This window comes from Sphaerospermopsis sp. LEGE 08334 (assembly GCF_015207205.1).
In the GTDB taxonomy this organism is placed as follows: Bacteria; Cyanobacteriota; Cyanobacteriia; order Cyanobacteriales; family Nostocaceae; genus Sphaerospermopsis.
Genome location: NZ_JADEXH010000011.1, coordinates 1 through 25,310, shown reverse-complemented (window position 1 = coordinate 25,310; position 25,310 = coordinate 1). Strand labels below are relative to the sequence as shown.

The following is a 25,310-nucleotide window of genomic DNA, read 5'->3' as shown; positions in this document are numbered from 1 at the left end:
TAAGATACCCTACTTATTGAAGAAGTTGCTAATATTGTAGTTATTGTTATATGAGACTCATATTTGATTTTTGAAAAAAATCCGTACACCTAAATTCTCGGAAACCCTTTTGCATCTTACCTTTTGCGTTTTATCTGACTACGCAAACAATTTCAGATATCAAATATTATTGTTATATGATAGAATAAATATATAGCCATCCTAAATCTTTCATTAGAAATTGCGTAGTTCAAGGAAGATATTTTTAATACCCTATAAAATTTTGTTTGGTGGTTTAAGTGCTATATTTAGCGTAATTCATGGACAAGATTATTAGTTATATAAAGCACAAAAACTAATACCGTGTTTTCTCACATTTCAATATTGCTATAGTAAAATAATTACACTAACAAGATAAGAATAATCAATTATAATGGCAAAAGATGTTTTCCACCAACAGGTTAAAAATGCTTTAATAAAAGAAGGATGGAAAATCACTCATGATCCCCTCACCATTCGCATTAGTGAAGTTGTCAAACTGCAAATTGATTTAGCAGCAGACACAACCATAGCAGCAGAAAAGGAGACAGAAAAAATTGCAGTAGAAATTAAAAGTTTTATAGGAGATTCAGAAATTAGCAGTTTTCATACAGCATTAGGTCAATATCTAAACTATAGCCAAGCGTTAGAAGAACAAGAACCAACCAGAATTATATATTTAGCCGTACCCTTTGAGACTTATTACGAATTTTTCCAACTTCCATTTATCCAACGTATGCTACAAAAATATCAAGTCAAACTGATCATTTACGATCCAAAACAAGAGGAGATTAGACAATGGATAAAATAGAACTTTATAGACAATTTATCAAAGAAATTCTAACAGAACACGCTCAAATTTCCACCACTACAGATACAGTAAAAGCACAACTAATATTTGATAGTGAACATGATCATTATCAGTTAAATTTTGTGGGTTGGCAAGGTGATAAACGAGTATTTGGTCCAGTAATTCACCTTGATATTGAAAATGACAAAATTTGGATTCAGTACAATGGAACAGAAGAATCAATAGCCGAAAGATTAGTACAAATGGGAGTACCAAATTCAGATATTGTCATTGGTTTTCATTCTCCCTTTAAACGGCAATTTACACCTTATGCAGTACGATAATAATTTTCTTAATACTCAGATACTATACTTGTTTAAATAAGTATAGGATCTATCCAATTTCTAATATTCCCTAACATTAACATCTGATTCGGAAATATGTAATCCTAAAAGTAGGAAAATTCTTACCTGACAATAAAAATATGAAAATCACATCCAAAGGACAAGTAACTATTCCCGTAGAAATACGAGAAAGATTGGGATTAACACCCAACACAGAAGTAGAATTTGAAATCATCGGAGATGCAGTTTACATAAAAAAATCCAAAATTAAACCCACTCCCGGTAAAAATCTTATAGAAATAATGCGAGGTAAAGCTACAATCAACATGACCACCGATGAAATCATGGCACTAACGAGACATTTCAGTTGAACTACTTTATCCCTGATTTGTTATTGATTGCTTATTCTCCGATATCCTCGACCTAATTAACTCTATATCTAAATTCAACTCAGAAGCGATCGCCTCCACACTTAAACCCAAACGTAACAACAAAGGTATCATCTCTAACTTACTTTCTAACTTACCTTCCGCTTTACCTTCCGCTTTACCTTCCGCTTTACCCTCTTCCTTCACATCTTGAAAATACCGTGTTTGCTTCAACTCATCTAGTCCAAACATAGCTTCTAACTCCTGACTACTTAAATAGGGAAACTTGTACACCAGTATCTTATCTACCAATTCTAAAACCTTTTCCTGGATCATTGCTTCTGCTAAAGACACCCGTACTTGTTCTTTCAGTTGAACTACTTTATCCTTAATTTGTGGTTGTTGTGCTACTATCAATTCTAGCATTCCTAAACCAACAGAATCACCAGTTTTTTCCCCTAACTCATCTAAGTATATCCGTGATATTCTACCCGGATGAAATAACTCTTGATACTGTATTGGTTCTGCTGTATCAGTGCTACGATTGGGAAATATCGCCACTGCACACCAATTTTGTTGAGGACGATATAACTTTAAGTAGAGAAATATCTCCCCAAACAAGTCCCAGTAAAAATTGTCACGTTGCTGAAATTGCACCTCTACAAAATAAATCAGTTTATCTTCATCAGCAGGTGGGAGAAATAACCCATCAAAACGGAATGATAATTCCTTAATTTCCACTGAATCAAACTTGTATCCACTTGCTTTTGTTGGAGATTCTCCTAATAATTCAAACAAAACAGTAGGTAAAGTTTGAAATATTTGATAAAAAATTGAGTCTGTTTTCATTAATGGCTAATAGTTTCCGAGTCAAAATCAATATCCTGAATATTATCAGCTAACTACGGCAAATTCGAGGTTTACGAGGTATAAATTTACATTACAAAATTTTCAACCAAAAGGACTTTCAAACTGATAAGCTGTTGTGCATTTAATTTGTATAAATGAGACAGGCAAGACTTGTACTGAGCGCAGTCGAAGTATGCCTGTGCCACAAGAGTTCAAGAATTTATGATTATACAATTTAGCTGCATAAAAGCTTAACTGACTGCTGATCACTGAAAGCTAACCGTCAAATTCCCTATCCTGAGATTTATGCAGTATAATAGTGATTTTATTAATACCCAGATCCCTGACTTCTTCAAAAAGTCGGGGATCTATCCACTGATACTCTAAAAACAAGGCAGATCAGAAGTTAGCAACAGAATTTGGGAAAAAATTGGATTTGAATAATACCAATATTGCCGGTTTTCAGCAGTATCCAGGGATGTATCCCACCCTGGCTAAGAAAATCATCGCTAATACTCCTTACTAAAAAGTAGAAGATGTATTCGACATTCCTGGTTTGAGCGATCGCCAAAGGTCTGTAGTTTATACGTTTAAATACTGAATTATGTCAACATTTTTTGTAAAAATAATTTAAGTATTAACGTATGACATTTTGAAGTGCGAAATGTGGGATTAACTCAATTCTCCTAAATATCCAATAACCCGTAACGCTTTTGCAAATCTAATAATTTCATCCTTGCTTCTCCTGCATTATCAGCTAAATCAGCAAATTCCACAAACCTTCTTAACTCTTTTCTTAACAAATTGCGTTCCACCTCTATCGCTTCTCGATCCAAATCAGGAGGTAAAACAATCATATCAAAAATAGTCGCTCTATCCTTCCCAGGATGGGTACGTAAAACCCTACCACGACGCTGGATAAATTGACGAGGATTCCCAGAACTTGATAAAATCACCGCAGTTTGAATAGCGGGAATATCCACACCTTCATCTAAACAACGAATAGCAACTAAACCCTGTAATTCTCCACTTTCAAATTGTTCTCTTAAAATTTCCCGTTCTTGTAAAGATGTCTGTGCGGTGTAGGTGCTGACTTTGTAACCTAACTCTCCTCCTAAAATTCTCGCTACTTCCTTCAACTGACGCAGAGATGAACGTTGTGTACTTTCCTGTGAACCATCGCTGCAATAAAATAATGTATGACTCGTATCTAAACGATTTAACATTAATTCTTTTAAAGCAGTTAATTTATTTTCTGCTGCACCTACTAACCTAGAACGTTTAATTAATAAGGATTTAATATCTTCAATATTTTCAAAATCGTCGATACCCCCTTCTTCTCGTTCTCTATATTGTAGCGATCGCCCTATTCTCTTAGTCAACTTCAAATAATTAATACTTTCAAATTCCGTTAATTCCACTAGAACAGGATAATATAAATAATGCACTAAAGCCCCTTTATTTATAGCATCTTGCAAACTAAACTCTGGTTGGAGAACAGAACCAAAATAGTCAAATAAAGACTCCGTACCTCCATCATCAAAATATCTTTCTGGGGTAGCAGACAAAGCGAGACGTAACCCAATATTCCGAGGTAAACTTTCTTCTAACCTGGGTGCGCCTAAATTATGCGCTTCATCACCAATAATTAAAGTTTTGGGTGGAAAATATTTAAGTTGAGATTGCAACCCCTCACTAATTAAAGTCGAGTTAGTGGTGATGACAGTGACGAAATTTTGAGAACCGGAACGCAGATTATATAATTGCATTGAAAGTTGACTTTGCCACGTGCGTAAATTCTCGAAAGCCAAAATCGGTTGTAAGTTAAATTTCTTACATTCTCTACCCCATTGACTAACCAAATGACGGTAAGGACACACCACCAACAAGACTTGTAAACTTATCTGTTTATACAATTCACAGGCGATCGCCAAAGCAGTAATCGTTTTCCCACTACCAGTAGCCATTTTTAAAGTCCCTCGACCATTATTAGCAAACCAGCTAGTAATAGCTTGATGCTGATATCCCCGCAAATGCAGAGATACAGGCATTTTTGGACATCCTGGTAAAGAGGACTGAACATGATAACTACCCTGATTTTCCCTGACAAAAGGTAACTTGAGAGAGAAAGCAGGAGGTTTTTGTTTCTGTATTTGCGATCGCGTTAAATACATGAGGTGACAGTTGACAGGTGACAGGTGACAGTAAAGAAGATAGTAGTTGACTAATTAAAGTCAACAAGACGGACGGTAATTTAGGTAATTTATAAGTGACAATCAACAAGATAGTAGCTGACAAGTGACGCTACAAGTGAGAGTACAGAGGAATTTTATTTATCTTTTTCCTCTTCTCTGCTATATAAAACCTAGACAAAGCTAGACTTTACTTTCTACTTCAACGGGAGCATGGGAGCGGTTATCCCTCAGTAGACTTGCACGCTGTAGCCCAACGCGACTTTCTCAGGTTAAGATTTGGAAACAGACTATCACTATCAATGCTTGGTTTTCGCGTCGGTAATAGTCTGATTCAATACTTGATATCTGAGGATTATATATCAAGTTGGCATTTTTCTGAGCTAACTTATGTCCATTTTTGTCAACATAAGTATATTTTCGTCTATAAAATGGTCAACTTAGGACAAGCTCTTCCATCTGTCACCTGTCACCTGTTCACTGTCACCTTAATTATAATTTCTCCACACACCCACCAAAGAACCCTGAACCTGTACTTGCATAGCGGGTACTTCGATAGGTTGATATTTCGGGTTAGCAGGTTTGAGAGTGACAGTCTCTTCTTCCAGATAAAAACGTTTTAAAGTAGTACCGTATCCTTCCACCCTAGCGGCAACAATCGTACCATTTTTTAACTGATTGGGTTCGAGTACGGGATGCAAAAACACCACATCACCATCGGCAATTAAATCTTCAATCATGCTATCACCCGTTACCCGCAAAGCATAGCTGCGGGGAGGTAAAGATAAATTAGCCAAGTCTAAATACTCATGTTCCACCGCATCGGTAAAAGGTTCAATTAAACCACCAGCAGCGATAGTTCCTAAAATAGGTACACCTTGCTTAGTTGGCCGCAAAATTCTAATTGTTCGCGCTTTCCCTTCATTCCAGTCAATGTATCCCTTATTGCGTAAATGTTCCAAACGACTTTGAATAGGTGCGGGTGACTTGAGATTCATCGCTTGCATCATTTGGCGAATAGATGGCGAATACTGATTAATACGGATATATTCTACCAACCATTCATACAATTCTTGTTGGACTGCTGTTAGTTTTTCCATTGTTTTATCGGGAAGTAATTACAAATGTCCCTAGAGCATTTGTACTACAAAAATCTTCCCTTAACAAGATTGATTTAAATATTTCTCAACAATTAATCAATACCTTTATTAAGTGCCGACGACCATTAATCAGTAATTTTAATTAAATAAAGTTTTATTTGTCAAATTTTTCATTAAATTGGGGAAGAGGTGATTGGTGACTGGGGACTGGGGACTGGGTAAAAAGATTTTAGTTTTTAGATTGGAATTAATTAAATACAATCCAAAATATAATCTTAATATTACTTCCCTATTCCCTCTAAACTGTCACCTGTCACCTAATTCCTTCACTTAGCCCCTAAAATACTAGCAAGTAGAGCTTTTTGGGCGTGTAATCTATTTTCTGCCTGATCCCAAACTTTTGATTGAGAACCTTCGATAACTTCATCGGTAATTTCTTCACCACGGTGGGCGGGTAGACAGTGTAAAACAATTGCTTCGGGATCGGCAAAACTTAATAATTGTTGAGAAATTTGATAAGGTTGGAAGATAGGAAGACGGTTATTAGCTTCCGATTCTTGTCCCATACTTGCCCAAACATCAGTATAAAGAACCTGTGCGCCCTTAGCTGCTGCTTGGGCATCATGGGTGAGAATAACTTCAGTTTTATGATCAGCGATCGCCCTAGCTTTTTCTACAATTTCCGCATCTGGGGCATATCCTGAAGGAAAAGCTACTCTCACATTCATTCCCATCAAAGCACAACCCAACATCAGGGAATTAGCCACATTATTACCATCCCCCACATAGGTCAGAGTTAAACCTGCCAGAGAGCCAAAACATTCTTGAATAGTTAATAAATCAGCTAAAATCTGACAAGGATGCTCTAAATCTGTGAGGGCATTAATTACCGGAATTTTGGCATAATTAGCAAAAATTTCCAACTCCTGCTGGGCAAAAGTTCTAATAGCGAGGATATCCAAATAACGATCCAACACCCTAGCGGTATCCTGTACAGGTTCACCCCGACTCACTTGGGTGACATTGGGGTTAAGATCAATAACCTGGCCACCCAGTTGATACATTGCTACAGTAAAACTAACTCTGGTGCGGGTGGAAGCCTTGGAGAATAATAAACCCAAAACCTTGTTACAATTTAACGTCAGCTTTTGTGACTTGAGTAAAGCTGCCATTTCTAGAAGTTCTTGCAGTTCTGTGGAACTCAGATCCGCCAAACCTAATAAATCTCGTCCAACTAATGATGATGCCATGCTGATGATTGGTATATTATAGTTATCTGTGTATGTGTATTTAATAAGCTGCGTCAACAGGTATACAGTCTTAAAACTTTACCAAATTATTGTTACCTGGATCTACGGGATGTCCGATTTTGGATTTTAGGTTTGGGATTGAGGATTTTGGATTGATTAAATGGATAAACTCAGAAAAAAAATTTTTTCGGAAAACTACTAGACAAATTTCTGGTTTATGCTATTATTAGAAATCGGTGGGCTATTCAAAAGCTCCAACACACCAAAACACGCCAGCATAGCACAGCGGTAGTGCATCCGACTTGTAATCGGAAGGTCGTCAGTTCAATCCTGACTGCTGGCTTTTTTATGTAAATAAACACCTATAGAAACGATGTCACTTGCCAAATTGTTTGTCTGCCTTGACAAAACGAAAGTTGTAAGGTGTTTACGTTTTTGTCACCAGGTTTCAATTTCTGGATGTTTACCAATTTGTATTAGTAAAAGGAACAAGAACCGGAGTTGTTTATTTCCGGTAGGGGGAAGCGGTTTATGTTCTTGTTATCTCAGGATGATTCCCTTTCTTTGGTAGAGTTTGATAGCGATATGGCAATACCTACGGTAAGTTTCGCTAACGCATCCCTAGATGAAGGTAAATCTGTTATTCCTGTGTGGTTAGATGTTATTTATCAGCAGTTGGCGGTTAAGCTAAAAATATGATAAGTACAATAAATAGCTATAATTAATTAACTTAATATTTTGTGTAAAAATGTATAATAATGTATAATTCAGTAAAATTTATTGATTTATTATCTGCATTTTATACACTTCTTGGTAAACTAATAAGGTACTTACTATTACAATAAACCTACTAATTAATATGGAAACTAAGCAGATATATACAAGTTTTATTCATTGGTTCGGTAGTCATGGTAAAAATTATGGCTTTATTGTCAGACCTGAAGATATAGACAGTTTTTCAAAAATGTCCAAGTATGAAAAGTATGAACAAGGTTATTATTTTCATGAGGAAAATATTATTGGAGTAACCTTATCTAAACCACATGACAGAACAAGAAAAAACTAATCATTACTTTGTTGACGAAGCAGGAGACTTAACATTTTTTGACAGAAAAGGCAGAATTATAGTAGGAACACCGGGCGCATCTAAATTTTTTATGGTAGGTGTAGCCCAAATTTTTCATCCAGAACAAGTAACATTAGAACTCGCAGAACTCAGAAAACAACTTTGTGCTGATCCGCGCTATAAAGACATTCCTTCAATGCAACCTTCAGCCAACAAAACAGCAATTACCTTTCATGCAAAAGACGATCATCAAGATGTCAGAAAGGAAGTATTTAAACTCATGCAAACCTTTGAAATTAAAATGTATGTAGCTATCAGATACAAAGCAGAATTAGCAGTAGCTACTCAAAAAACTTATGAAACTTTAAGCAAAAAGACCAATCAAGATGATATATATGATGATCTAGTAAAACGACTATTTAAAGAGAGATTACATAAAGCCAACATTAATCATATCGTTTTTGCTAGACGTGGTAAAACTGCGCGGGAAGAAGCACTACAACAAGCTATAAATCAAGCAAAAAGAAATTTTGAAACTAAATGGAAAATCTCTTCCGATAGTACAACTATTATTAAACCAGCTTACCCATCAGATTATGCTGGATTGCAAGTTGTTGATTACTATTTATGGGCTTTACAAAGATTATATGAACGCCATGAAGATAAATATTTTATTCCACTTGCTCAAAAATACAGGATGATTATGGATTTAGATGATCGGCGAAATAAGAACTATGGAGAGTGGTATACTGATTCTAACCCGCTATCACTAGATAAACTGAAATGGTTTGTGGGCTAGGTTTAAATAGACAAGCCACTTAAACACACGGCATGAAGCCGACGTTCACCCACAATTGTATTATATCATTGATATCAAAAACTTGCAAATAATGTCATGAATTAAAACCAATATTGTGGTTAATATGATACTAGAAAATAGTAAGCGATTTGTTGCCGGGAAGGAGGGGATTAAAACGAAACTTCTCCCACGTTGCAACAGCACCAGCAATTCCCGCCGCTTTACCCAAACCAGTGGGCGTTAACTCATTAGCTGCTACCTCTGTTTGTCTTTCTCTGTAGGTTTTGCGTTAGAGAAGCTTACCGAAGGTATCCCACGGTTCAAGTAGTTTTTGGATTAATTCCAATACTTCTTTATCACTTGCGGATAGTTCAGTATCGGAGGAGATTAATTTGTCAAGTGAAAAATTTTGAAAATAGGGATTTCTCATACAGGACAGTTATTTTGTCAATTATTGTTTTACTGGCTAAAGATAGGTTACAATAACAAAACACTTACACAGTAAGGGTTTAGAGGTTAATATTTTTGTAGACATTAATTTGTCAAGTGGTCAAATAGTTTGGCAAGTGACAAGAAACGAATTTAGTATTTTATTGTTTAAGCTGCCTCAATCCAATTTAGGTATAATAAAATGCTAACATCATAATTTTTATAGGAAAGCAATATGCAAACTAACCAAACATTATCCTTACCGAGCATGGGATGTGGAACATGGGCTTGGGGTAATCAACTCCTGTGGGGATATAATGAAAGCATGGATGACCAATTACAACAGGTATTTAATCTTTGTGTGAGTAATGGTGTCACCCTGTTTGATACAGGAGACTCCTATGGTACAGGAAGATTAAATGGACGTAGTGAGTCGCTTTTAGGTAAGTTTACCAGAGAATATCAAGGATTAAATCAAGAAAATATTTGTATTGCGACAAAATTAGCAGCTTATCCTTGGAGATGGACAAGAAAATCAATTTTTTCTGCTTGTAATGCTTCTGCAAAAAGATTAGGAAAAAACGTTGATTTAGTGCAGATGCACTGGTCAACTGCAAATTATGCACCTTGGCAAGAAGTAGGTTTATTAGATGGGTTAGCTGATTTATATGAACAAGGTTTAGTTAAAGGTGTAGGATTATCTAATTACGGTACAAAACGACTTTTATGGGTACATAAAAGATTCCAGGAAAGGGGTATTCCTATTAAAACTTTACAGGTTCAATATTCACTTTTATCTACCTATCCAGTGACAGAATTAGGTTTAAAAGATGTATGTGATGATTTGGGAATTAAACTCATTGCTTATAGTCCTTTAGCTTTAGGTTTATTAACAGGTAAGTTTTCCGAAAATGGTAAATTTCCTAAAGGTGTGAGAGGGTTTTTATTTAAACAAATCTTACCAGGTATTCAGGGAGTTTTAGGAACTTTGCGAGAAATAGCAAATCAGAGAAATAGAACCATGTCACAAGTTGCTATTAATTGGTGTATTTGTAAAGGTGCAATTCCTATTCCTGGGGCTAAAAATCTGGAACAAGCACAACAAAATATAGGTGCTTTGGGTTGGTTTTTAAGTGATGCTGAAGTTGCAGAATTAGATAGTGCTGCGGCTAAATCTGAGAAGAAAATGGTGCAGAATATTTTTCAGACAAGGTGATCTAATTTTTTCTAGATTCATCTCTGGATTTAATTAAATATTGACTCAGATTATGTAATAATCGTTTGTGTCTTTCTGTGGAAATTGTGCCAATTGAGCCAATTATATTGTTACGAGTAATAACTGTTAAGAAACTCAATCTAATTACAGACGGACTAACTAAACCACTAGATTGAAAATCATCATCACCAGGTGAAACTATTTCATCGAACTCAGCAATATATTGTTTTAATTGGGTACTAATTCCACATACCAAAAAATCTTGATACTTTGGCATTTCTCGCAAAATTAAAGCCGGACGGTTTTTAATTTCTCCATTTGCTTGAGGAATAGGCGTTAATATAATATTACCTTCTTTCATAATCTGGGTTATATTCTTTGATTGATTCTAATGTATATTCTGGTTCATTTTCTGCATAACATTGATTTAAGTTATTTAAAGAAAATTTTTCCCAGTTTTCTGTTGCTTCTGTATTATTATTGTCATGGAATAATTTAGAGTCTTTTTGCTTAATTGATCGGATAATGTTCAGTGTTTCTATAAGCTCGGTTTCTGACATTGAATTAATTTCTTGTATAAGTAATTCTTTGGTTGTCATAATTTTTATCCTCATAAATCCTAAGTCATTTTAATCTATTTGGGTATCCAAACGAGTTTTCCTTTCTGTCCAGGATAAGCAGATCCTTCTTTATTACGCCACTTGAAATATACTTCAACTCGTATGTTCAAGTTTTTTGCTAGATGTAAAATAATACTCCATGCTCTCTTTGCGCTTACTCCTTGGATAGAAATATCTATTTTTTCTAAGTAGGTAAAATTAGTGTCATTCTTATTACCCAGGACAATGTGTGCTAAGAGGATGTTTGATTAAAGCTTCTGGAGATAAACCTTGTTTAAATGCAAGTATATGTGCCTCTTCAACCGTTTTTTTCCAGTTTGTCAAACAAAATTCTTCACCACCAATAACAGATCGAATCACCTCAGTATGAGTTAAATAATCATCAGATGTTTCAGGATCAAGAACTATATATTTTTCTATTTCGTCTGGTTTTTGTGGTTGTTGACGTGCTTCGTATTCACTTAACAGTCACTCAATGACTGTAACAGGAGTGTCTTCAAAGGGAATGGCGATCGCTTGAAGTCTCTGGTACGTAATATCCGGTATTCTAATGACTGGCATGATTTTTAATATGTTATTTATCCAAACCTCTTATATTTTTGTAACATATATATAAAATTAACGTCAATAGGGATCAAACGGGAATTTTAAAAATATTGCTCATTTCTCAGTAAAATGAGTTTATGCTAACAAATAGACTAATAAGCAGCATAATAAGCTTTTATAAATTATTCCAATATCCCCAACCTCTAAACTATGCTAGAAAAATCAAGATTATATTTCCCAAAACTTCCCAAATCTAATTATCAACCTCAAGGTCAAGATACAAACATAGAAGCTGATCTTTATTTATTTCAAAGATTACGACAACTAACATTAAAACAACGCCTAGAAATGTTTATTTACCATGAAAAAGGCGTAAAAAAACTATGTCTTGCAGGAATTAAATTACGACATCGAAATTTCACTATCCAGGAAATAAGAAATCAATTTACTCGCGCTGTCTTAGGAGAAAAATTTACTCCTGATTTTCAACCAAAAGGTATTAATGAAAATATGTGGATTCAAGATTCAATTTCTTTAGCAGGTGAACTACATCAAATATTTGCATCAATTAATATTTCTTACTATGTAAGTCGTGGTGTTGCGAGTTCTATTCATGGAGAACCACGTTCTACTCGTGATTTAGATTTGGTTATAGAAATTAATCAAAATCAAATAGATTTATTAGTAGAAACTTTAGAAGCATCTGGATATTATTGTCCAGCAGGTGCGGTGGAAGATGTGCAACATGGTTATGGTAATATGTTGAATATTACTCATACAGAAACTATCGCCAATGCTGATATTTATATCACAGATAATTCTCCTTTTGCTACATCACAAATGAATCGGAGAGTGTTAGTAGAAGTAGAAGGAATACCTATTTTTTGGATAGCATCAGCAGAAGATACAATTTTACAAAAGTTGCGCTGGGGAAAGGGAAGTAAATCAGAAAAACAATGGCGTGATGTTTTGGGTATAATTAAGTTACAAGCAGATAATTTAGATTATGGTTATTTAGCAGAATGGGCAGAATATTTAGATTTAATTGATGATTTTATAGAAGTATTAAATCAAGCTGGGATGTAAAAATTACTTTTAAACACCCAATAATCTCTCAGATGATAATCTTTAATAGTCCATTTTACAGTAGTTACATTCATAGCAGTTCTCCATCTGCTTTATTCCCATCGTACCTTGATTTATAACAAAATTGAATTATTAGATAAATTCTTAGGTCTATTAGCTCCATAATTTGCTAAACTCCAAAATCGGGAAAGAATAAAATATTGGTTATTGGGAGCGATCGCACAGTGATTCAAGGTAAAGGTATAATCAATGTAGAAAATGTCAACCCCCAGGATTATACATGGAAGTTCTGGCCTGTTGTCCCCCTTTATCCCTACGGAAAACGTCGCACTATTCGCAAAGAAGTAGTTAAGGATACTATCTGGATCTTTGATCAGATGCAAGGGGTTTTCTATGTAGTTGTACCCATCCGCATGACGGTAGTAAAGTTGGAAAATGGCGGTTTATTGGTTTATGCACCTGTCGCACCCACAAAAGAATGTATCCGTTTAGTAAATGAGTTGGTAGCAGAACACGGGGAAGTAAAGTATATAATTTTGCCCACCATCTCAGGAATAGAACATAAAGTATTTGTTGGACCCTTTGCGCGATGCTTTCCCACTGCACAGATATTTATAGCACCAGAACAATGGAGTTTTCCCGTAAATTTACCTTTAAGTTGGTTGGGTTTACCATCAAACCGCACGCAAATATTACCCGCAGATAGTCAAAAAACCCCCTTTGCAGATGAGTTTGATTATGCCATACTCGGACCCATTGATTTAGGTCCTGGGAAATTTGCAGAAGTGGCATTTTTCCACAGGCGATCGCACACGCTCTTACTCACAGATACCATAGTTTCCGTACCCGCAGAACCACCAGCAATAGTTCAACTTGATCCCTATCCGTTGCTGTACCACGCCAAAGATCAATCATACAATATCATAGCCGATACAGCAGAAAACCGCCGCAAAGGATGGCAACGTATTACATTATTTGCCTTTTACTTCCGTCCCAGCGTAGTGGATGTACCCAAGTGGAAAGATGTATTTAGAGATGCCTGGAAAGCACCAGAACGCAGCCTAAAAACATATTTTGGCTTTTTCCCCTTCCAATGGCAAAAAGACTGGGAAAGGTCTTATGAAGCATTAAGAGGAGATGGGCGGATATTTGTCGCACCGGTTTTACAGAGTTTAATATTAAATCGCGCACCCCAAGAAACAATAAATTGGGCTGATAAAGTGGCACAATGGGATTTTCAATGGATCATTCCCTGTCATTTTGATGCACCTATTAAAGCGGAACCGCAACAATTTAGAAAAGCGTTTTCTTTTTTGGAAAAATATCCCAGTGGGGGTTTAGTGAATAGTAATAGTTATCCTTTACCGGAGGATGATTTTCAGGTTTTGCGAGATATTGATCAGGGTTTGAATAGGTTGAAAATTGTGCCACCTGCGGGGGAGAAGGTGTAGGATTAGTATATTTATAACCTTAGATTCGGTTTCTGATGTTGTTTTCATAAATATCTTTCATTACTGGCAACACTATAATTTCATTATGTTTCTTTTGTGGTAAATAGGGTTTGCTGAATAAATGTAAAACCTAGATAAATCAAGGGATTGAGGATGGTGAAAATTAAAATTGTGCAAGGTTTTAGGTACTGTGAACCTAAGAAAGCTTGCACTTTGTTAGTGTTTGCAGAATTTCCAAATCAAAAAAAACTCCAATGTGATGCTATTTTTTCTTGACATCGGAGTTTGCATTTCCAGTTATGCCGTTTTCTGATCTCAATTTAATTAGATTCGGTTTCACTACTAGGTAAAAGCAGACGAATAGCGAGGATCGCAAACCCCACAGCAGCGATCGCCTTTAAAATTCTTGTAGGAAATAATTCTGCAACTGCACCCCCAGCTAATGCTCCTAGTAAACTGGTTAATACTAAAGCACCTGCTGTACCAAAAAATATAGCTTTGCGTGATTGACCTTGACCAGAAAGAGCGATCGCCGCTAACTGACTTTTATCTCCCAACTCAGAGAGAAACACCGTAATAAAGCTTAGTCCTAAAAGATTCCAATCCATTTTATTTGCTCAAACTACTAATGACTAATAACTAATGACTACTAACCAAGCAACACATCCCAAAACAACATTACAGAAATCAACAGCAACATTACCCCTGCTGATTTTTCCACAGTTTTCGGACTCAGTTTACTCGCAATAAAACCGCCAAGCAGCACACCTAATAAACTGGTAGTAACTAAAGCAGTTCCCGAACCCAGAAACACTAACCAAGGTGCATGAGATTCCGCACTCATTAATAATGTTGATAATTGGGTTTTATCACCAATTTCCGCTAAAAATATGGTAATGAAGGTAGTTCCCAACACCATCCATACTGATTGCTGCTTTTTGTTTGCAGCTTGAGCAGTATTTTCTGGTGCTGATGACTGGGTGACAGATTCCGTAATGGTTACAGGTTGAGTGTCAAGTTTCACGGGTGTTAGTCTTTTCACTAAGTGGTTTTAGTTGTTTTCATATTCTTTTCATTTTCTCATAATGTTGTCATAAATGGCAACTTGTGAACAGAAAATTAAAGTATAAAACCCACAGCTTGATCAAACCGGATCATTTCCAAACTGCGATCGCCATAAATACTTTCAATCTGCTGATGACAACAATCAATCGCAAAATCATTTAGTTCTTCTGCTTCAATACCAAACATATCCTCAAAAGTATCAACCTGGACTCGACAAAAACGCGGACGATCAGCATAAATAGTACATTCTCGCGTTTCGTGGTTAAAATTCACACACCAACCATCCTCACCTACCATACTGAGATAAAGTCCCAGTTCCTCTGGTGAAAGATACTCTTCTAAGTCTGGGCGTTCTGTAGGATCAAGATAACAGCACGCACCACAGTTTTTTACACATTGCCAAGTAGCCATAATATACCTCTATGAATAGGTGACAGGTGACAGTAGGGAAGAGGGAGGAGCAGGTGGGGAGGTAGGGGAAGATTAATAACCCAGTCCCCAGTCCCCAATCCCCAATTCCCTGTTTACATTTTTATGTATTTTCCTATAATTTTGTTAAGTAACTTAAAACTTGCTGCCCCTATCCAGATATGATCTAATGCGGGCTTTGCATTTAAGTTATTGAATTTTTTAAAACCGTTTGGAGGCAAAATGGAAGCTTTAGCCAATATTAATTGGGAAGTTGTGTTTCAATTAACCTGTGTAGCATTAATTGTACTTGCAGGACCAGCAGTAATTTTTGTACTCGCATTTCGCAACGGCGATCTCTAAGTTGGGTAATGGGTAATGGGTAATTGGTAATTGGTAATTGGTAACATTTTTGACTAATTATTAATTACTAATTACCCATAAGTAACTGTTTCTAGTCTTTCTTGCTGTTTTTGCTGTACTGCTATATAAAACCTAGACAATGACAATAAAGCATAATTATTTTTGCCCAAGAAGTAACAGTTTTAACTCCTAGTTTATTCTGCAACCAAGGCTGAAACTCTCCATAAAAATCATCATCTTCCGCTGATAGCGCATTTCCTAACTCGCTGCGAGCATATTCATAACCTACTAAAAACATAAATAGATCACTCACAGAAGGACGACCTATATACATTCCTGGTTTGTTTCTCACTTTTTCTAAAACTTCAAAAACGCTACTCATAATATTCTCCCATTTATCTCCATGTTATCACCACTAACTCACCACTATCAAAGCCTGAATTGCAGCTTGAATAATACCATCATATTGAGGTAGAGATAAATCAACCTGTTTAGCATCTTCACGACTTAACCCTAACAGACCTATTTTATTCTCAGGCTGCATAACTAATACCTTACCTTCACTATTTTTAATTCTCAACTCTGCACCATTCCCATTTTGATAAATACCACAGATATATTGACGTTGTTTATATTCAAACTTTGTCGGTTTAGAAATTTTTGATGCAGTAAATAAATTTTCCACCTGTTGCGGAATTTTTACCCCCACTAATTCTAATTGCAGATTATTATTACCATTATAATTATTTTCACCCAATTTGTAAGCAACATCAATTCTAGATGGTAAAGGAAAATAATCACCCCACCGCCAAGCTATAGCTGGAATTTCATATCTTTGATTATCTATAACTTGCCCCAAAACTAATTTAATATGACCTTTGCCAACTATTTGTTGTTGAATAACTTGAACATTGGGAGTCCAAAATAGAGGACTAGGATTTTCAATTCCGCAAGGATGGAGAATATTTAATTGTTGAAATAAATCTCTATTTATTTGATTAAAATTTGCTTGAGCATCAATTTTTAGTAAAGGTTTCAGATGTTGAATTTCTAAACATTGATTAGCAAAATCAGATAAACGTAATCTAAAACTTTCTAAATTATCAGATGGTAAAGAAAAACCCCCTGCGGCTTTATGTCCTCCATATTTACTTAATAAATCATCACTATCTTCTAAAGCTTTAAACACATGAAATTCAGGTATTCCCCTTGCAGAACCACGAATTACACCCTCACCTTCAAAAGTACCAATAAAAACCGGAACGCCATAACGCTCAACCAAACGAGAAGCAACAATACCAATTACACCATGATGCCAGTTTTCTTTAATAACTACTAAAACCCGGTTTTTAGGTAAATCTTTTACATACAAATCTTCCACTAATGATATTGCTTCTTGTTCAATTTCCTCACACATTTTTTGACGTTCAGAATTAATTTGTTCACACTGCATCGCTCTTTCTAGAGCTATTCCCATATCATCAGTAGTTAACAATTCTATCACAGTTTGCGGATTGCCAATTCTCCCAATAGCATTAATTCTTGGTCCCAAACGAAAACCAATATCATCAGGTTTTAAGGATTTTGGATTTTGGGTTTTGGATTTTGGATCAGATTGTAAATTACTTTCTGTTTCTGCTTCACTGGGTTGCACTCCAGCCACTTGAATTAAAGCTTGTACACCTGGTAAAGTAGACTTAGGTAATAACTTTAAACCCCGTTTTACCCAACGACGATTTACACCAGTTAAAGGAGCTAAATCGGCAATAGTTCCCAAAGTAAATAAAGCTAACATGGGGTGAACTAAACCTTTCAATTCTCCCATTTGTTGAGCTAAAGAAACAGCTAAAATATAGGCTACACCCACACCAGCAACACCCCGATATGGAGAAGATTCATCTATTAACTTTGGGTTGAGAATAGCATTAGCTGGTGGTAATTCTTTGGGAATATCATGATGATCTGTAATAATAACTTTTAAACCTAATTCTCTCGCTCTAGCGATAGGTTCAAAAGCAGCAATACCATTATCTACCGTGAGAATTAAACCTACACCTTCACTCTTGAATTCTTCCACAATGCGTTTATTAATTCCATAACCTTCGTGCATTCGACTAGGGATAGCATAATCAACATTTGCACCCAAAGCGCGGAGACTTCGCAATAATAAAGCAGTGCTAGTCATTCCATCTGCATCATAATCTCCACAGATAGCAATTTTTTCTTGATTTTTAATAGCACTTTCTAACAATTCTACACTTACAGCTAAATTGGGAAAATCTTCCAAAGGAGAAGGTAAATTTAAACTTTCAGGATTGATAAATTTTTCTGCTGCTTCTGGTGTTTCCATTCCCCGATTAATCAACAACTGGCTGATAATGGGAGAAATATTAGTTAAATTAGCTAGTTTTTCAGATAATTCTAGATTTGCTGGTGCGATTTGCCAACGTTGATTAGGTAAACGTTTAATATTTTGGTTATTAGTCATTAGTCATTAGTTATTAGTCACTTGTAATATCTTATAATAAAAGGGGTCGAAACTACTAAAATAGCAGACATAGAAATTACATACCGATTTTTTATAGTTTTTATAGTTTTTATATTCTTTATATTTTATTTGTCAGAATCAGGATGTCCAGGATTTGAGGATTTATGGCTAACGCCACGCTTCGCTATCAGGATTGTTATTGTTTAATTGATGGTTTGATTTTAGAGATTTTATTTGTCAGAATCAGGATGTCCAGGATTTGAGGATTTTCAGGATGTTATTGTTTAATTGATGGTTTGATTTTAGAGATGTTATTTGTCAGAATCAGGATGTCCAGGATTTGAGGATTTTCAGGATTGTTATTGATTACTTTTCTGTTTGCATCGGATTTTAAAGAGATTATATCATTATTTAATCTCTACTTCTGATTTTTTTAACCAACAAAAAATACCATCCTGAAAATCCTATAATCCTGGTTATCCTGATTCAGACAAAAAGACATCAAAGAAAAACCAGAAATTCAAAAATTACATCCTGAAAATCCTATAATCCTCGTTATCCTGATTCAGACAAAAAGACATCAAAGAAAAACCAGAAATTTAAAAATTACATCCTGAAAATCCTATAATCCTGGTTATCCTGATATGGCTAACGCCACGCTTCGCTATCAGACAACAAAAATATAATAACTACACTTACGCATATTTGTAAAGAATTGACCAAGTAAATTTTTCTAAATTTTATGTATTTAAATGTAGATTTTTTTTATCAAAATGTAGATAAAAAAAGCGAATATAATTCGCCTAATTTCTCAATGCTGAAATGTAAATTTTCAGAGATTAAAACACATTCACCCGACCATCATTGAGAATATAAAGAGAGCGATAACCAGGAAACTTTTCACTAGGACGCAATTCTAAACGCAAAGTCCCAAAATTAGGTTTAGAAACATTAGCATCTAAAAACCTACCCGTATCATCCCAAAACAACAAAGAAAAATTAGGGGCTGTAGCATTTTCCATATCTACAGTATATTCCTTTCCAGGTGCTAAAGAAATACGACGTATTTCTGGAAACTTCTCTAGTTTTAATATTCTAGGCGTGCGGTTTACAACTTGCACACGAAGATATTGACCAGGTGTAAACTGAAGTGGACGCTGACCACAATTAGAAGCACAAGTTCCAGCTAATGTCACATGAGAATTATTGGTTGGTGTTAACAATAAAGCAGTAGCAATCAAAGTAGATGATATTAACTTGAACATAATACACTCCTGAAATGATTTATATAAATTTATATAATAAGTTTCTATAATAGGTATTGATCAGGTGTTATAGGATTTTAACCAAATGACAATAGCAGAAAAACTAGAACAGTTAAAAGCCTTATTTGCGGAAATGGATCAGGCATTAATAGCCTATTCTGGGGGAGTTGATAGTACATTAGTTGCGAAAATTGCTTATGATGTATTAGGCGATCGCGCTTTAGCTGTAACAGCGGTTTCTCCTTCCCTACTACCAGAAGAACTAGCAGACGCAACAGCACAAGCAGCAACTATTGGGATAGCCCATAAAATCGTTCATACCCACGAAATGGAAAATCCCAACTACACATCAAACCCAGTTAACCGCTGCTATTTTTGCAAAAGTGAATTGCACGATACACTCAAGCCCCTAGCTTTAGAGTTAGGATATCCTTATGTGGTAGATGGAGTCAACGCCGATGATTTACATGATTATCGTCCTGGAATCCAAGCCGCAAAAGAACGAGGTGCGCGATCGCCCCTAGCAGAAATAGGTGTCACCAAAGCCGAAGTGCGTCAACTTTCCCAACAACTGAGTTTACCTTGGTGGGATAAACCTGCCCAACCCTGTTTAAGCTCTCGCTTTCCCTACGGTGAAGAAATTACCATAGCCAAATTACAGCGAGTTGGTAGAGCAGAAATTTATCTCAGAAATTTAGGATGGGATAACCTGCGGGTACGTTCCGAAGGAGACACAGCCAGAATTGAACTACCACCAGAAAAAATAGCAGATTTTGTCTTAAAAACAGATTTACCGACCCTTGTCAGCACATTTCAAAATCTAGGATTTATTTACGTCACCTTAGATTTAGAAGGTTATCGCAGTGGTAAATTAAACCAAGTTTTACAACAAATTCCAGCCAGATAAAATCCACAATTCATCTGCTACTACTATTCTGTCACCAATCACCAGTCACCAATCACCAATCACCTGTTTCACAGCCTTTGAGCAACTACATATTCTATCTGTTCCAGGGCAGACTGCCATACACTATATCCTGCTGGTGACAAATGTAAACCGTCTGTGGTCAATTCAGCACGTAAACTACCATCAAAATCTGTAAACCAATTGTGAATATTTAAATAATTAGCCCCCTCTTGACGAGCAATTAAGGCGATGTGGGCATTAAGATGACGAATTCGGCTATTGGCTATTTGAGGGAGGCGAATAGGCAAAATTGACTGCACCATAATTTGACTTTTGGGGTGAGTTTGCCGCAAGCTGCGAATAATTCGCCGATGATTGAGTAAAATCGTCTGATCACTAGCACCCTTGAGCAAATCATTAATCCCAACCATCATATAAATAACTTCTGGCCGCGTCTGGGAAAAAGCTGATAACCTCCTGAAAACTCCAGCGGAACTATCTCCAGATATCCCTTGATTCAACCACAATTTACCAACAGGTAATTTTTCTTTAGGAAACCACATACTCAAAGAATCACCCACCAAAATACTCAAGCGATTTGTACCTTGACCTTGGGAAATTGCTCTCGCTTCCATCGCTAATAAGCTTTTCCAATCTTGATAACTGACTTTCTCTTTTTTCTCTGACTTCCAATATGATTGTAAATCTTCATCATCTACACGAGTGTAAATTTGCCCAGTTTTCAGGGAAGCTAATCTTAAATAGTACATTTGACTCCCAGATACAGGAGTCCGCTGAGTTTTTTGAGAACTCAAGTTTAAAGATGTTTTTATCGGTGCTGCTGAAAAGTTGTTTGCTAACTCCCCTGACAAAATTTCCACCCTGGGGCTAATTTTCTCAACTCGTACCGGGGAAGACTCTGATGCTGATACAGCTTGGCTACTAAATTCTGGCAAGGAGTTACTTTTCTGGCGTACTGCTAACTGTGAACTCCCTGGTTTGAATATAGCTTGACTACTGAATTCCGGTAAAGAAATGTCAACTTGATAAGTGACTTTTTCATCTACTCCTGGTAATCGTGAACTTGGATTTAAATCCTCCAAAAATCCAGTATTTTCAGGTGGGAGACTCGACATCTTTGGGAGAGCCGATGTTGGTACTGCCAATCCTGTTAACAAGCCTGCTGCCAACAGATAAGGTTCCTTCATCGTTTTTTCTTTCCTTGTAAGGACTCACTGCTTTTCCTTATGACAACCCTATTGGGCTGAATTCAGGAAAATTCTACTTTCCTTACGCGGTATCAAGATCCCCCATGAGAATGTAGTTTACAATATATAAGTATAAAAAATCACAAATTACAAAATATTAAAAAAATATTGTTAAATTTTATTCTATATACAATAACGTCGTTTAAAGTGCTAAGATTTATGCGAAGTCATTAATGTTTCCTTTTATTTCCGTGGCTAGAGCTAGTACCGCAATTGGCGTAAGTCCAATCATCAAAGAGAGAGTGCAAACACAGGCACATTCCACACGTTTGACCTTAAAAGAGGTTATTCTCATGGGGATGATGGCAATTGATAAGCTAGACGATCAAGGTCGTCAAGAGTTAGCTGATCGAGTGCACAAAATGCAAGTAGACGGCGAAATCTGAATCTATATTGAGAAGTCTAAACTCTAAAGTCTTTAGTGCAGCATAATTGACTGTTTTGAGGACAATAGAACAACCACGACTGATCAAATATTGATTCTTAGCCAAGTCAAAAGCAAATTCTCCTTTCAATCAGCCTCATTCAATTCCAAAGATACCCAGTGGTGTTGTTGAGTCATATCAACAAAATCTGTTCTTTGGGAAAAAGCGAAGGGGTCTAAAAATAGATCCCCTTCATCGGTTAACAACTTAATAAAGAACTCAGCGAAACTCTGAAGATAACGAACTGGATGAAATTTAATTACTGCTGGTTTACCAACAAGTAAATCAGCACTACTACATCCAGATTGGCAATTTATAGCAAATTCGGCTAAATTGCCTTTTGGTTTGGTTATCCTTTGATTATTTCCCTGATATCTTGTGTCCGTCGGGACGAATATCGGCTTTATAGCACTTCTTGAGTCAATTTCATGTACTCTCGCTATAAAGCGATAAAATACAACAACAGCTTATGTTGAGTACGGGGGTTTCTAGATCCCCCAATCAAAATTTTTTCACAATAAATATAGTTGTTATTGGTGATTGGTAATTGGTGATTGGTGATTCAATTTTGGATTTTGGATTTTGGATTTTGTTCATTCCAATCTAAAATCTAAAATCTAAAATCTAAAATTTTCTTCCCCAGTTCCCAGTCCCTAATATCGACTGAAAATTAAAAATCCTACCTGAAATAACCCGACAACAAAACCTAAAATACCGCCTAAAGTCACAATTGCCTGTAATTCATTCTTGACAATTCCTTCAATTGCTGCTTCTAAATCAGCAGGTGAAGTTGATTTTACTCTGTCAACAATCACTTGATCTATAGATAATATGGGAATTACCTGGGCGACAATTGCTTCTAAATCTTTTTCTAAATACTTTTCTAAAATTAAAGCTAACTCTTGAGACACTACTTCTAAAGAAGTATTAACCACTGGTGAATTTCGCAAACGATTTAACAGCAAGACAGCAATATTTTCCCAGTCCGCTGATTCAGTTAATTCCTGTAACAAATTGCTACCACTCTTTTGTAAGTAATGGCGTACACTTTCCCTAGTGGTTTTTCTGAGTTGGCGAACTGTACCAACGGGTAAGTTTTGTAAAGATAAATCTTGTAATAATTTTTTGAGGCGATCGCGCATTTGCAAATCTTGGATTAATTCTTCTAATCGTTTATTTGTAGCCTCTTTTTCATCTAAACAAAAAGTTCTTAACCGAGTCAGAGTATTACGTAAACCAAATAAATTAGCAACTACCCAATAAGTACCGCTGGTTTTTTCACGAAAGCTATCATCAATAGTTTGAATAGTCCTATCTGTTAAAAAATCAACTATTGCCTGTCTTAAAACATCCGGTGGTAAAACAACTTGCAACAACCAATCAGCTAACCGTGTAGATTGTTCTTCAGTGAGTTGAAATTCCAGTAATATTTGATCAAAAATTTGGTTGATTTGCGCTTCTAAAAAATTTTCCTGTCTGGCCAAAACCTTCAGGAGACGGGGTAAAGACTCTCCGAGCAAATCCCGTAAAATTCCCGCCACAATTTTGGCACTTTTCTGGTTTTTATCACCTTGGATTTGTTCAATCGCCAACTTCAATAACCAGAGGATTGCGCCTTGTACCCGTTCTGTTTGTAAGAGACGCTTCGCCAGCTTTTGCAATTCATCTGGCGTTAACAGCGATCCCATAATGGTATTAGAAATATTTTTTGCCAACCGCTCCTGATTGCGGGGAATCAACCCAGGAGTAAAAGGCACTCTGCGCCCCAGAATATAAATAGCTCGATAGGGGCGAAACAGCATTTTGATGGCTATATCATTGGTGAAATAGCCGATAATTCCACCCAGAATTGGGGGTGATACATAAAGCCAAAGATGTGACCAATCCACAGGATTTTGGATTAGGGAAAGAGGACAGGTGACAGGTGACAGGTGACAGGTGACAGGTGACAGTTATCGAGGTTGACTGTTCACTGTTCACTGTTTCCTGACTCCCAACTAGCAACTGAAAATTAGTTAGTAATTACAAATTATCAATTATCAATTATCAATTATCAATTACCAACACTCCCATCATACCGTTAGAAATGGGGTAATGTGTGGCGTTGACAAAACCTACTTTTTGTGCTATGGCTAATTGCTCTTTACCAATGGGGAAACGGTCTAAACTGGGACTGATATAAGCGTATTCTTCTTTGACACCTAAATTAGTTGCTAGGGGAACGACGAGGTTATCTAAATACCACTGCTGAAAAGCGCGGAATGTTTCGTTGCTAGGGCGATGAAAATCTAAAATTGCTGCTTTACCACCGGGTTTGAGAACGCGATATATTTCTTGGAGACTGCGGGGAATATCTTTCACGTTTCTTAAACCATAGCCCATTGTGATGGCATCAAATTGATGGTCGTCAAAGGGTAAATTAAGAACATCAGCTTCTATCCAAGTGATCGGAGGTTGGGGGTAATATCTCTGACAGCGTTCTTTGGCAGTTGCGAGTAAGTTACAGGAAAAGTCTACACCATAAACTTTTCCCGTCATTCCTGCGCGTCGTGCCAATCTAAAGGTTAAATCACCACTACCACAGCATAAATCTAAACAGGTATCTCCGGGTTTAGCTCCACTCCATTTAACGGTCATTTCTTTCCATATCCGGTGTTGTCCCAAACTTAACCAATCGTTTAATTGATCATAAACCGGGGCAATACGGTCAAAAATGTTACGAATTTCGTTGCTTATGGGTGCTTGGTAGTTGGTCATCCGATTTTAGATTTTAGATTTTAGATTTTAGATTTTAGATTTTAGATTTTAGATTTATTTTAGGTTGGTAATGGGTAATGGGTAATGGGTAATTGGTAATTGGTAATCATAAACTGCTATATAAAACCTAGACAAAACTAGACTTTACTTTCTACTTCAACGGGAGCATGGGAGCAGTTATCCCTCGGTAGACTTTCACGCTTTAGCCAAACGCGATAAATTAATTGCAGCATTCAGATC

The 25,310-nt window shown here is 36.2% G+C and carries 28 protein-coding genes, 1 tRNA gene and 1 pseudogene; 14 read left to right on the top strand and 16 right to left on the bottom strand.

The window, feature by feature from the left end:
• Nucleotides 1-412: 412 nt before the first annotated feature.
• The 3 genes from IQ237_RS08135 (at nt 413) to IQ237_RS08125 (ending at nt 1,523) form a co-directional block, all read left to right on the top strand.
• On the top strand, nt 413-829 hold the full coding sequence (locus tag IQ237_RS08135) for a XisH family protein (RefSeq protein WP_194053988.1): 417 nt from the start codon (nt 413-415) through the stop codon (nt 827-829).
• Nucleotides 817-1,152, top strand: a complete 336-nt coding sequence (locus tag IQ237_RS08130) for a XisI protein (RefSeq protein WP_194053987.1) — start codon at nt 817-819, stop codon at nt 1,150-1,152. The genes IQ237_RS08135 and IQ237_RS08130 overlap by 13 nt, the downstream gene beginning before the upstream one ends.
• A 140-nt stretch (nt 1,153-1,292) precedes the next feature.
• Nucleotides 1,293-1,523, top strand: a complete 231-nt coding sequence (locus IQ237_RS08125; protein ID WP_194053986.1) for an AbrB/MazE/SpoVT family DNA-binding domain-containing protein — start codon at nt 1,293-1,295, stop codon at nt 1,521-1,523.
• A 6-nt stretch (nt 1,524-1,529) separates the two neighbouring features.
• Here IQ237_RS08125 and IQ237_RS08120 read toward each other — a convergent pair whose 3' ends face one another.
• Nucleotides 1,530-2,369, bottom strand: a complete 840-nt coding sequence (locus IQ237_RS08120; protein WP_194053985.1) for an Rpn family recombination-promoting nuclease/putative transposase — start codon at nt 2,367-2,369, stop codon at nt 1,530-1,532.
• A 382-nt stretch (nt 2,370-2,751) separates the two neighbouring features.
• Here IQ237_RS08120 and IQ237_RS08115 point away from each other — a divergent pair.
• Nucleotides 2,752-2,892 (top strand): annotated as a pseudogene (locus IQ237_RS08115) (Photosystem II extrinsic protein); the annotation flags it as partial.
• Nucleotides 2,893-3,055: 163 nt separating this feature from the next.
• Here the strand turns inward: IQ237_RS08115 and IQ237_RS08110 are convergent.
• The 3 genes from IQ237_RS08110 to argF all read right to left on the bottom strand — a co-directional run bounded on the left by IQ237_RS08110 (nt 3,056) and on the right by argF (nt 6,911).
• Entirely contained in the window at nt 3,056-4,543 is a 1,488-nt protein-coding gene (locus IQ237_RS08110; protein ID WP_194053984.1) for a DNA phosphorothioation system restriction enzyme, read from the bottom strand.
• Between the two features lie 506 nt (nt 4,544-5,049).
• On the bottom strand, nt 5,050-5,661 hold the full coding sequence (gene lexA, locus IQ237_RS08105) for a transcriptional repressor LexA (RefSeq protein ID WP_194053982.1): 612 nt from the start codon (nt 5,659-5,661) through the stop codon (nt 5,050-5,052).
• A 326-nt stretch (nt 5,662-5,987) separates the two neighbouring features.
• On the bottom strand, nt 5,988-6,911 hold the full coding sequence (argF, locus tag IQ237_RS08100) for an ornithine carbamoyltransferase (RefSeq protein ID WP_194053980.1): 924 nt from the start codon (nt 6,909-6,911) through the stop codon (nt 5,988-5,990).
• A 271-nt stretch (nt 6,912-7,182) separates the two neighbouring features.
• Here argF and IQ237_RS08095 point away from each other — a divergent pair.
• The 5 genes from IQ237_RS08095 (at nt 7,183) to IQ237_RS08075 (ending at nt 10,421) form a co-directional block, all read left to right on the top strand.
• A tRNA-Thr gene (locus tag IQ237_RS08095) sits at nt 7,183-7,254 on the top strand.
• 188 nt (nt 7,255-7,442) lie between these two features.
• Complete coding sequence (locus IQ237_RS08090; protein WP_228019878.1) at nt 7,443-7,610, top strand: hypothetical protein; 168 nt, start codon at nt 7,443-7,445, stop codon at nt 7,608-7,610.
• A gap of 160 nt (nt 7,611-7,770) precedes the next feature.
• A complete protein-coding gene (locus tag IQ237_RS08085; RefSeq protein ID WP_194053978.1) occupies nt 7,771-7,977 on the top strand; it encodes a hypothetical protein in 207 nt (68 codons plus the stop codon).
• Nucleotides 7,955-8,776: a DUF3800 domain-containing protein gene (locus tag IQ237_RS08080; RefSeq protein ID WP_194053976.1), complete on the top strand. Its 822-nt coding sequence runs from the start codon at nt 7,955-7,957 to the stop codon at nt 8,774-8,776. The genes IQ237_RS08085 and IQ237_RS08080 overlap by 23 nt, the downstream gene beginning before the upstream one ends.
• A 664-nt stretch (nt 8,777-9,440) precedes the next feature.
• Complete coding sequence (locus IQ237_RS08075; RefSeq protein ID WP_194053974.1) at nt 9,441-10,421, top strand: aldo/keto reductase; 981 nt, start codon at nt 9,441-9,443, stop codon at nt 10,419-10,421.
• Nucleotide 10,422: 1 nt separating this feature from the next.
• On the opposite strand, the gene IQ237_RS08070 is transcribed toward IQ237_RS08075, so the two are convergent.
• From IQ237_RS08070 to IQ237_RS08060, 3 genes are all read right to left on the bottom strand, one after another.
• A complete protein-coding gene (locus IQ237_RS08070; protein WP_194053972.1) occupies nt 10,423-10,782 on the bottom strand; it encodes a type II toxin-antitoxin system PemK/MazF family toxin in 360 nt (119 codons plus the stop codon).
• Nucleotides 10,769-11,020, bottom strand: coding sequence for a hypothetical protein (locus IQ237_RS26210; protein WP_228019876.1), 252 nt, complete (start codon nt 11,018-11,020; stop codon nt 10,769-10,771). The genes IQ237_RS08070 and IQ237_RS26210 overlap by 14 nt, the downstream gene beginning before the upstream one ends.
• Nucleotides 11,021-11,254: 234 nt before the next feature.
• The gene (locus IQ237_RS08060; RefSeq protein WP_194053970.1) at nt 11,255-11,401 is read right to left on the bottom strand and encodes a hypothetical protein; all 147 of its coding nucleotides are present in this window, start codon (nt 11,399-11,401) and stop codon (nt 11,255-11,257) included.
• Nucleotides 11,402-11,797: 396 nt separating this feature from the next.
• Between IQ237_RS08060 and IQ237_RS08055 the strand changes: the two genes are divergently transcribed.
• Both IQ237_RS08055 and IQ237_RS08050 read left to right on the top strand, forming a co-directional pair.
• Entirely contained in the window at nt 11,798-12,673 is an 876-nt protein-coding gene (locus IQ237_RS08055; protein WP_194053968.1) for a hypothetical protein, read from the top strand.
• 224 nt (nt 12,674-12,897) lie between these two features.
• The gene (locus IQ237_RS08050) at nt 12,898-14,124 is read left to right on the top strand and encodes a DUF4336 domain-containing protein (protein WP_194054148.1); all 1,227 of its coding nucleotides are present in this window, start codon (nt 12,898-12,900) and stop codon (nt 14,122-14,124) included.
• Nucleotides 14,125-14,444: 320 nt separating this feature from the next.
• On the opposite strand, the gene IQ237_RS08045 is transcribed toward IQ237_RS08050, so the two are convergent.
• From IQ237_RS08045 to IQ237_RS08035, 3 genes are all read right to left on the bottom strand, one after another.
• Nucleotides 14,445-14,732, bottom strand: coding sequence for a TMEM165/GDT1 family protein (locus tag IQ237_RS08045; protein ID WP_194053966.1), 288 nt, complete (start codon nt 14,730-14,732; stop codon nt 14,445-14,447).
• A 41-nt stretch (nt 14,733-14,773) separates the two neighbouring features.
• A complete protein-coding gene (locus tag IQ237_RS08040) occupies nt 14,774-15,121 on the bottom strand; it encodes a TMEM165/GDT1 family protein (RefSeq protein ID WP_309225741.1) in 348 nt (115 codons plus the stop codon).
• A gap of 122 nt (nt 15,122-15,243) precedes the next feature.
• Nucleotides 15,244-15,600 carry a YkgJ family cysteine cluster protein gene (locus IQ237_RS08035; protein WP_194053964.1) on the bottom strand — a complete coding sequence of 119 codons (357 nt, stop codon included), beginning with the start codon at nt 15,598-15,600 and terminating at the stop codon, nt 15,244-15,246.
• A 240-nt stretch (nt 15,601-15,840) separates the two neighbouring features.
• On the opposite strand from IQ237_RS08035, the gene psb30 reads away from it, so the two are divergent.
• The gene (gene psb30 / locus IQ237_RS08030; protein WP_009342523.1) at nt 15,841-15,960 is read left to right on the top strand and encodes a photosystem II reaction center protein Ycf12/Psb30; all 120 of its coding nucleotides are present in this window, start codon (nt 15,841-15,843) and stop codon (nt 15,958-15,960) included.
• Between the two features lie 121 nt (nt 15,961-16,081).
• On the opposite strand, the gene IQ237_RS08025 is transcribed toward psb30, so the two are convergent.
• From IQ237_RS08025 to IQ237_RS08015, 3 genes are all read right to left on the bottom strand, one after another.
• Complete coding sequence (locus tag IQ237_RS08025) at nt 16,082-16,342, bottom strand: hypothetical protein (protein ID WP_194053963.1); 261 nt, start codon at nt 16,340-16,342, stop codon at nt 16,082-16,084.
• 33 nt (nt 16,343-16,375) lie between these two features.
• Complete coding sequence (recJ, locus tag IQ237_RS08020; protein ID WP_194053962.1) at nt 16,376-18,448, bottom strand: single-stranded-DNA-specific exonuclease RecJ; 2,073 nt, start codon at nt 18,446-18,448, stop codon at nt 16,376-16,378.
• Nucleotides 18,449-19,287: 839 nt separating this feature from the next.
• Nucleotides 19,288-19,713, bottom strand: coding sequence for a hypothetical protein (locus IQ237_RS08015; protein ID WP_194053961.1), 426 nt, complete (start codon nt 19,711-19,713; stop codon nt 19,288-19,290).
• A gap of 85 nt (nt 19,714-19,798) precedes the next feature.
• Here IQ237_RS08015 and larE point away from each other — a divergent pair, with 85 nt between their 5' ends.
• Nucleotides 19,799-20,620, top strand: coding sequence for an ATP-dependent sacrificial sulfur transferase LarE (gene larE / locus IQ237_RS08010; RefSeq protein ID WP_194053960.1), 822 nt, complete (start codon nt 19,799-19,801; stop codon nt 20,618-20,620).
• A gap of 68 nt (nt 20,621-20,688) precedes the next feature.
• On the opposite strand, the gene IQ237_RS08005 is transcribed toward larE, so the two are convergent.
• Entirely contained in the window at nt 20,689-21,828 is a 1,140-nt protein-coding gene (locus IQ237_RS08005; RefSeq protein ID WP_194053954.1) for an SGNH/GDSL hydrolase family protein, read from the bottom strand.
• A 233-nt stretch (nt 21,829-22,061) separates the two neighbouring features.
• Here IQ237_RS08005 and IQ237_RS26205 point away from each other — a divergent pair, with 233 nt between their 5' ends.
• Nucleotides 22,062-22,274 carry a hypothetical protein gene (locus IQ237_RS26205; RefSeq protein WP_228019871.1) on the top strand — a complete coding sequence of 71 codons (213 nt, stop codon included), beginning with the start codon at nt 22,062-22,064 and terminating at the stop codon, nt 22,272-22,274.
• Nucleotides 22,275-22,966: 692 nt separating this feature from the next.
• Here IQ237_RS26205 and IQ237_RS08000 read toward each other — a convergent pair.
• Together IQ237_RS08000 and ubiE are read right to left on the bottom strand one after the other, a co-directional pair.
• Nucleotides 22,967-24,202: a DUF445 domain-containing protein gene (locus IQ237_RS08000; RefSeq protein WP_194053952.1), complete on the bottom strand. Its 1,236-nt coding sequence runs from the start codon at nt 24,200-24,202 to the stop codon at nt 22,967-22,969.
• A gap of 157 nt (nt 24,203-24,359) precedes the next feature.
• Entirely contained in the window at nt 24,360-25,049 is a 690-nt protein-coding gene (gene ubiE / locus IQ237_RS07995; RefSeq protein ID WP_194054145.1) for a bifunctional demethylmenaquinone methyltransferase/2-methoxy-6-polyprenyl-1,4-benzoquinol methylase UbiE, read from the bottom strand.
• Between the last annotated feature and the right edge of the window lie 261 nt (nt 25,050-25,310).

Coding starts and splice junctions, on each gene's coding strand:
- IQ237_RS26210 (WP_228019876.1), bottom strand. CDS start 11,020: ATGACAACCAAAGAATTACTTATACAAGAAATTAATTCAATGTCAGAA.
- IQ237_RS08025 (WP_194053963.1), bottom strand. CDS start 16,342: ATGAGTAGCGTTTTTGAAGTTTTAGAAAAAGTGAGAAACAAACCAGGA.
- psb30 (WP_009342523.1), top strand. CDS start 15,841: ATGGAAGCTTTAGCCAATATTAATTGGGAAGTTGTGTTTCAATTAACC.
- recJ (WP_194053962.1), bottom strand. CDS start 18,448: ATGACTAATAACCAAAATATTAAACGTTTACCTAATCAACGTTGGCAA.
- IQ237_RS08085 (WP_194053978.1), top strand. CDS start 7,771: ATGGAAACTAAGCAGATATATACAAGTTTTATTCATTGGTTCGGTAGT.
- IQ237_RS08055 (WP_194053968.1), top strand. CDS start 11,798: ATGCTAGAAAAATCAAGATTATATTTCCCAAAACTTCCCAAATCTAAT.
- argF (WP_194053980.1), bottom strand. CDS start 6,911: ATGGCATCATCATTAGTTGGACGAGATTTATTAGGTTTGGCGGATCTG.
- IQ237_RS08090 (WP_228019878.1), top strand. CDS start 7,443: ATGTTCTTGTTATCTCAGGATGATTCCCTTTCTTTGGTAGAGTTTGAT.
- IQ237_RS08135 (WP_194053988.1), top strand. CDS start 413: ATGGCAAAAGATGTTTTCCACCAACAGGTTAAAAATGCTTTAATAAAA.
- larE (WP_194053960.1), top strand. CDS start 19,799: ATGACAATAGCAGAAAAACTAGAACAGTTAAAAGCCTTATTTGCGGAA.
- IQ237_RS08110 (WP_194053984.1), bottom strand. CDS start 4,543: ATGTATTTAACGCGATCGCAAATACAGAAACAAAAACCTCCTGCTTTC.
- IQ237_RS08125 (WP_194053986.1), top strand. CDS start 1,293: ATGAAAATCACATCCAAAGGACAAGTAACTATTCCCGTAGAAATACGA.
- IQ237_RS08005 (WP_194053954.1), bottom strand. CDS start 21,828: ATGAAGGAACCTTATCTGTTGGCAGCAGGCTTGTTAACAGGATTGGCA.
- IQ237_RS26205 (WP_228019871.1), top strand. CDS start 22,062: ATGTTTCCTTTTATTTCCGTGGCTAGAGCTAGTACCGCAATTGGCGTA.
- IQ237_RS08070 (WP_194053972.1), bottom strand. CDS start 10,782: ATGAAAGAAGGTAATATTATATTAACGCCTATTCCTCAAGCAAATGGA.
- IQ237_RS08120 (WP_194053985.1), bottom strand. CDS start 2,369: ATGAAAACAGACTCAATTTTTTATCAAATATTTCAAACTTTACCTACT.
- lexA (WP_194053982.1), bottom strand. CDS start 5,661: ATGGAAAAACTAACAGCAGTCCAACAAGAATTGTATGAATGGTTGGTA.
- IQ237_RS08035 (WP_194053964.1), bottom strand. CDS start 15,600: ATGGCTACTTGGCAATGTGTAAAAAACTGTGGTGCGTGCTGTTATCTT.
- IQ237_RS08080 (WP_194053976.1), top strand. CDS start 7,955: ATGACAGAACAAGAAAAAACTAATCATTACTTTGTTGACGAAGCAGGA.
- IQ237_RS08075 (WP_194053974.1), top strand. CDS start 9,441: ATGCAAACTAACCAAACATTATCCTTACCGAGCATGGGATGTGGAACA.
- IQ237_RS08015 (WP_194053961.1), bottom strand. CDS start 19,713: ATGTTCAAGTTAATATCATCTACTTTGATTGCTACTGCTTTATTGTTA.
- IQ237_RS08045 (WP_194053966.1), bottom strand. CDS start 14,732: ATGGATTGGAATCTTTTAGGACTAAGCTTTATTACGGTGTTTCTCTCT.
- IQ237_RS08130 (WP_194053987.1), top strand. CDS start 817: ATGGATAAAATAGAACTTTATAGACAATTTATCAAAGAAATTCTAACA.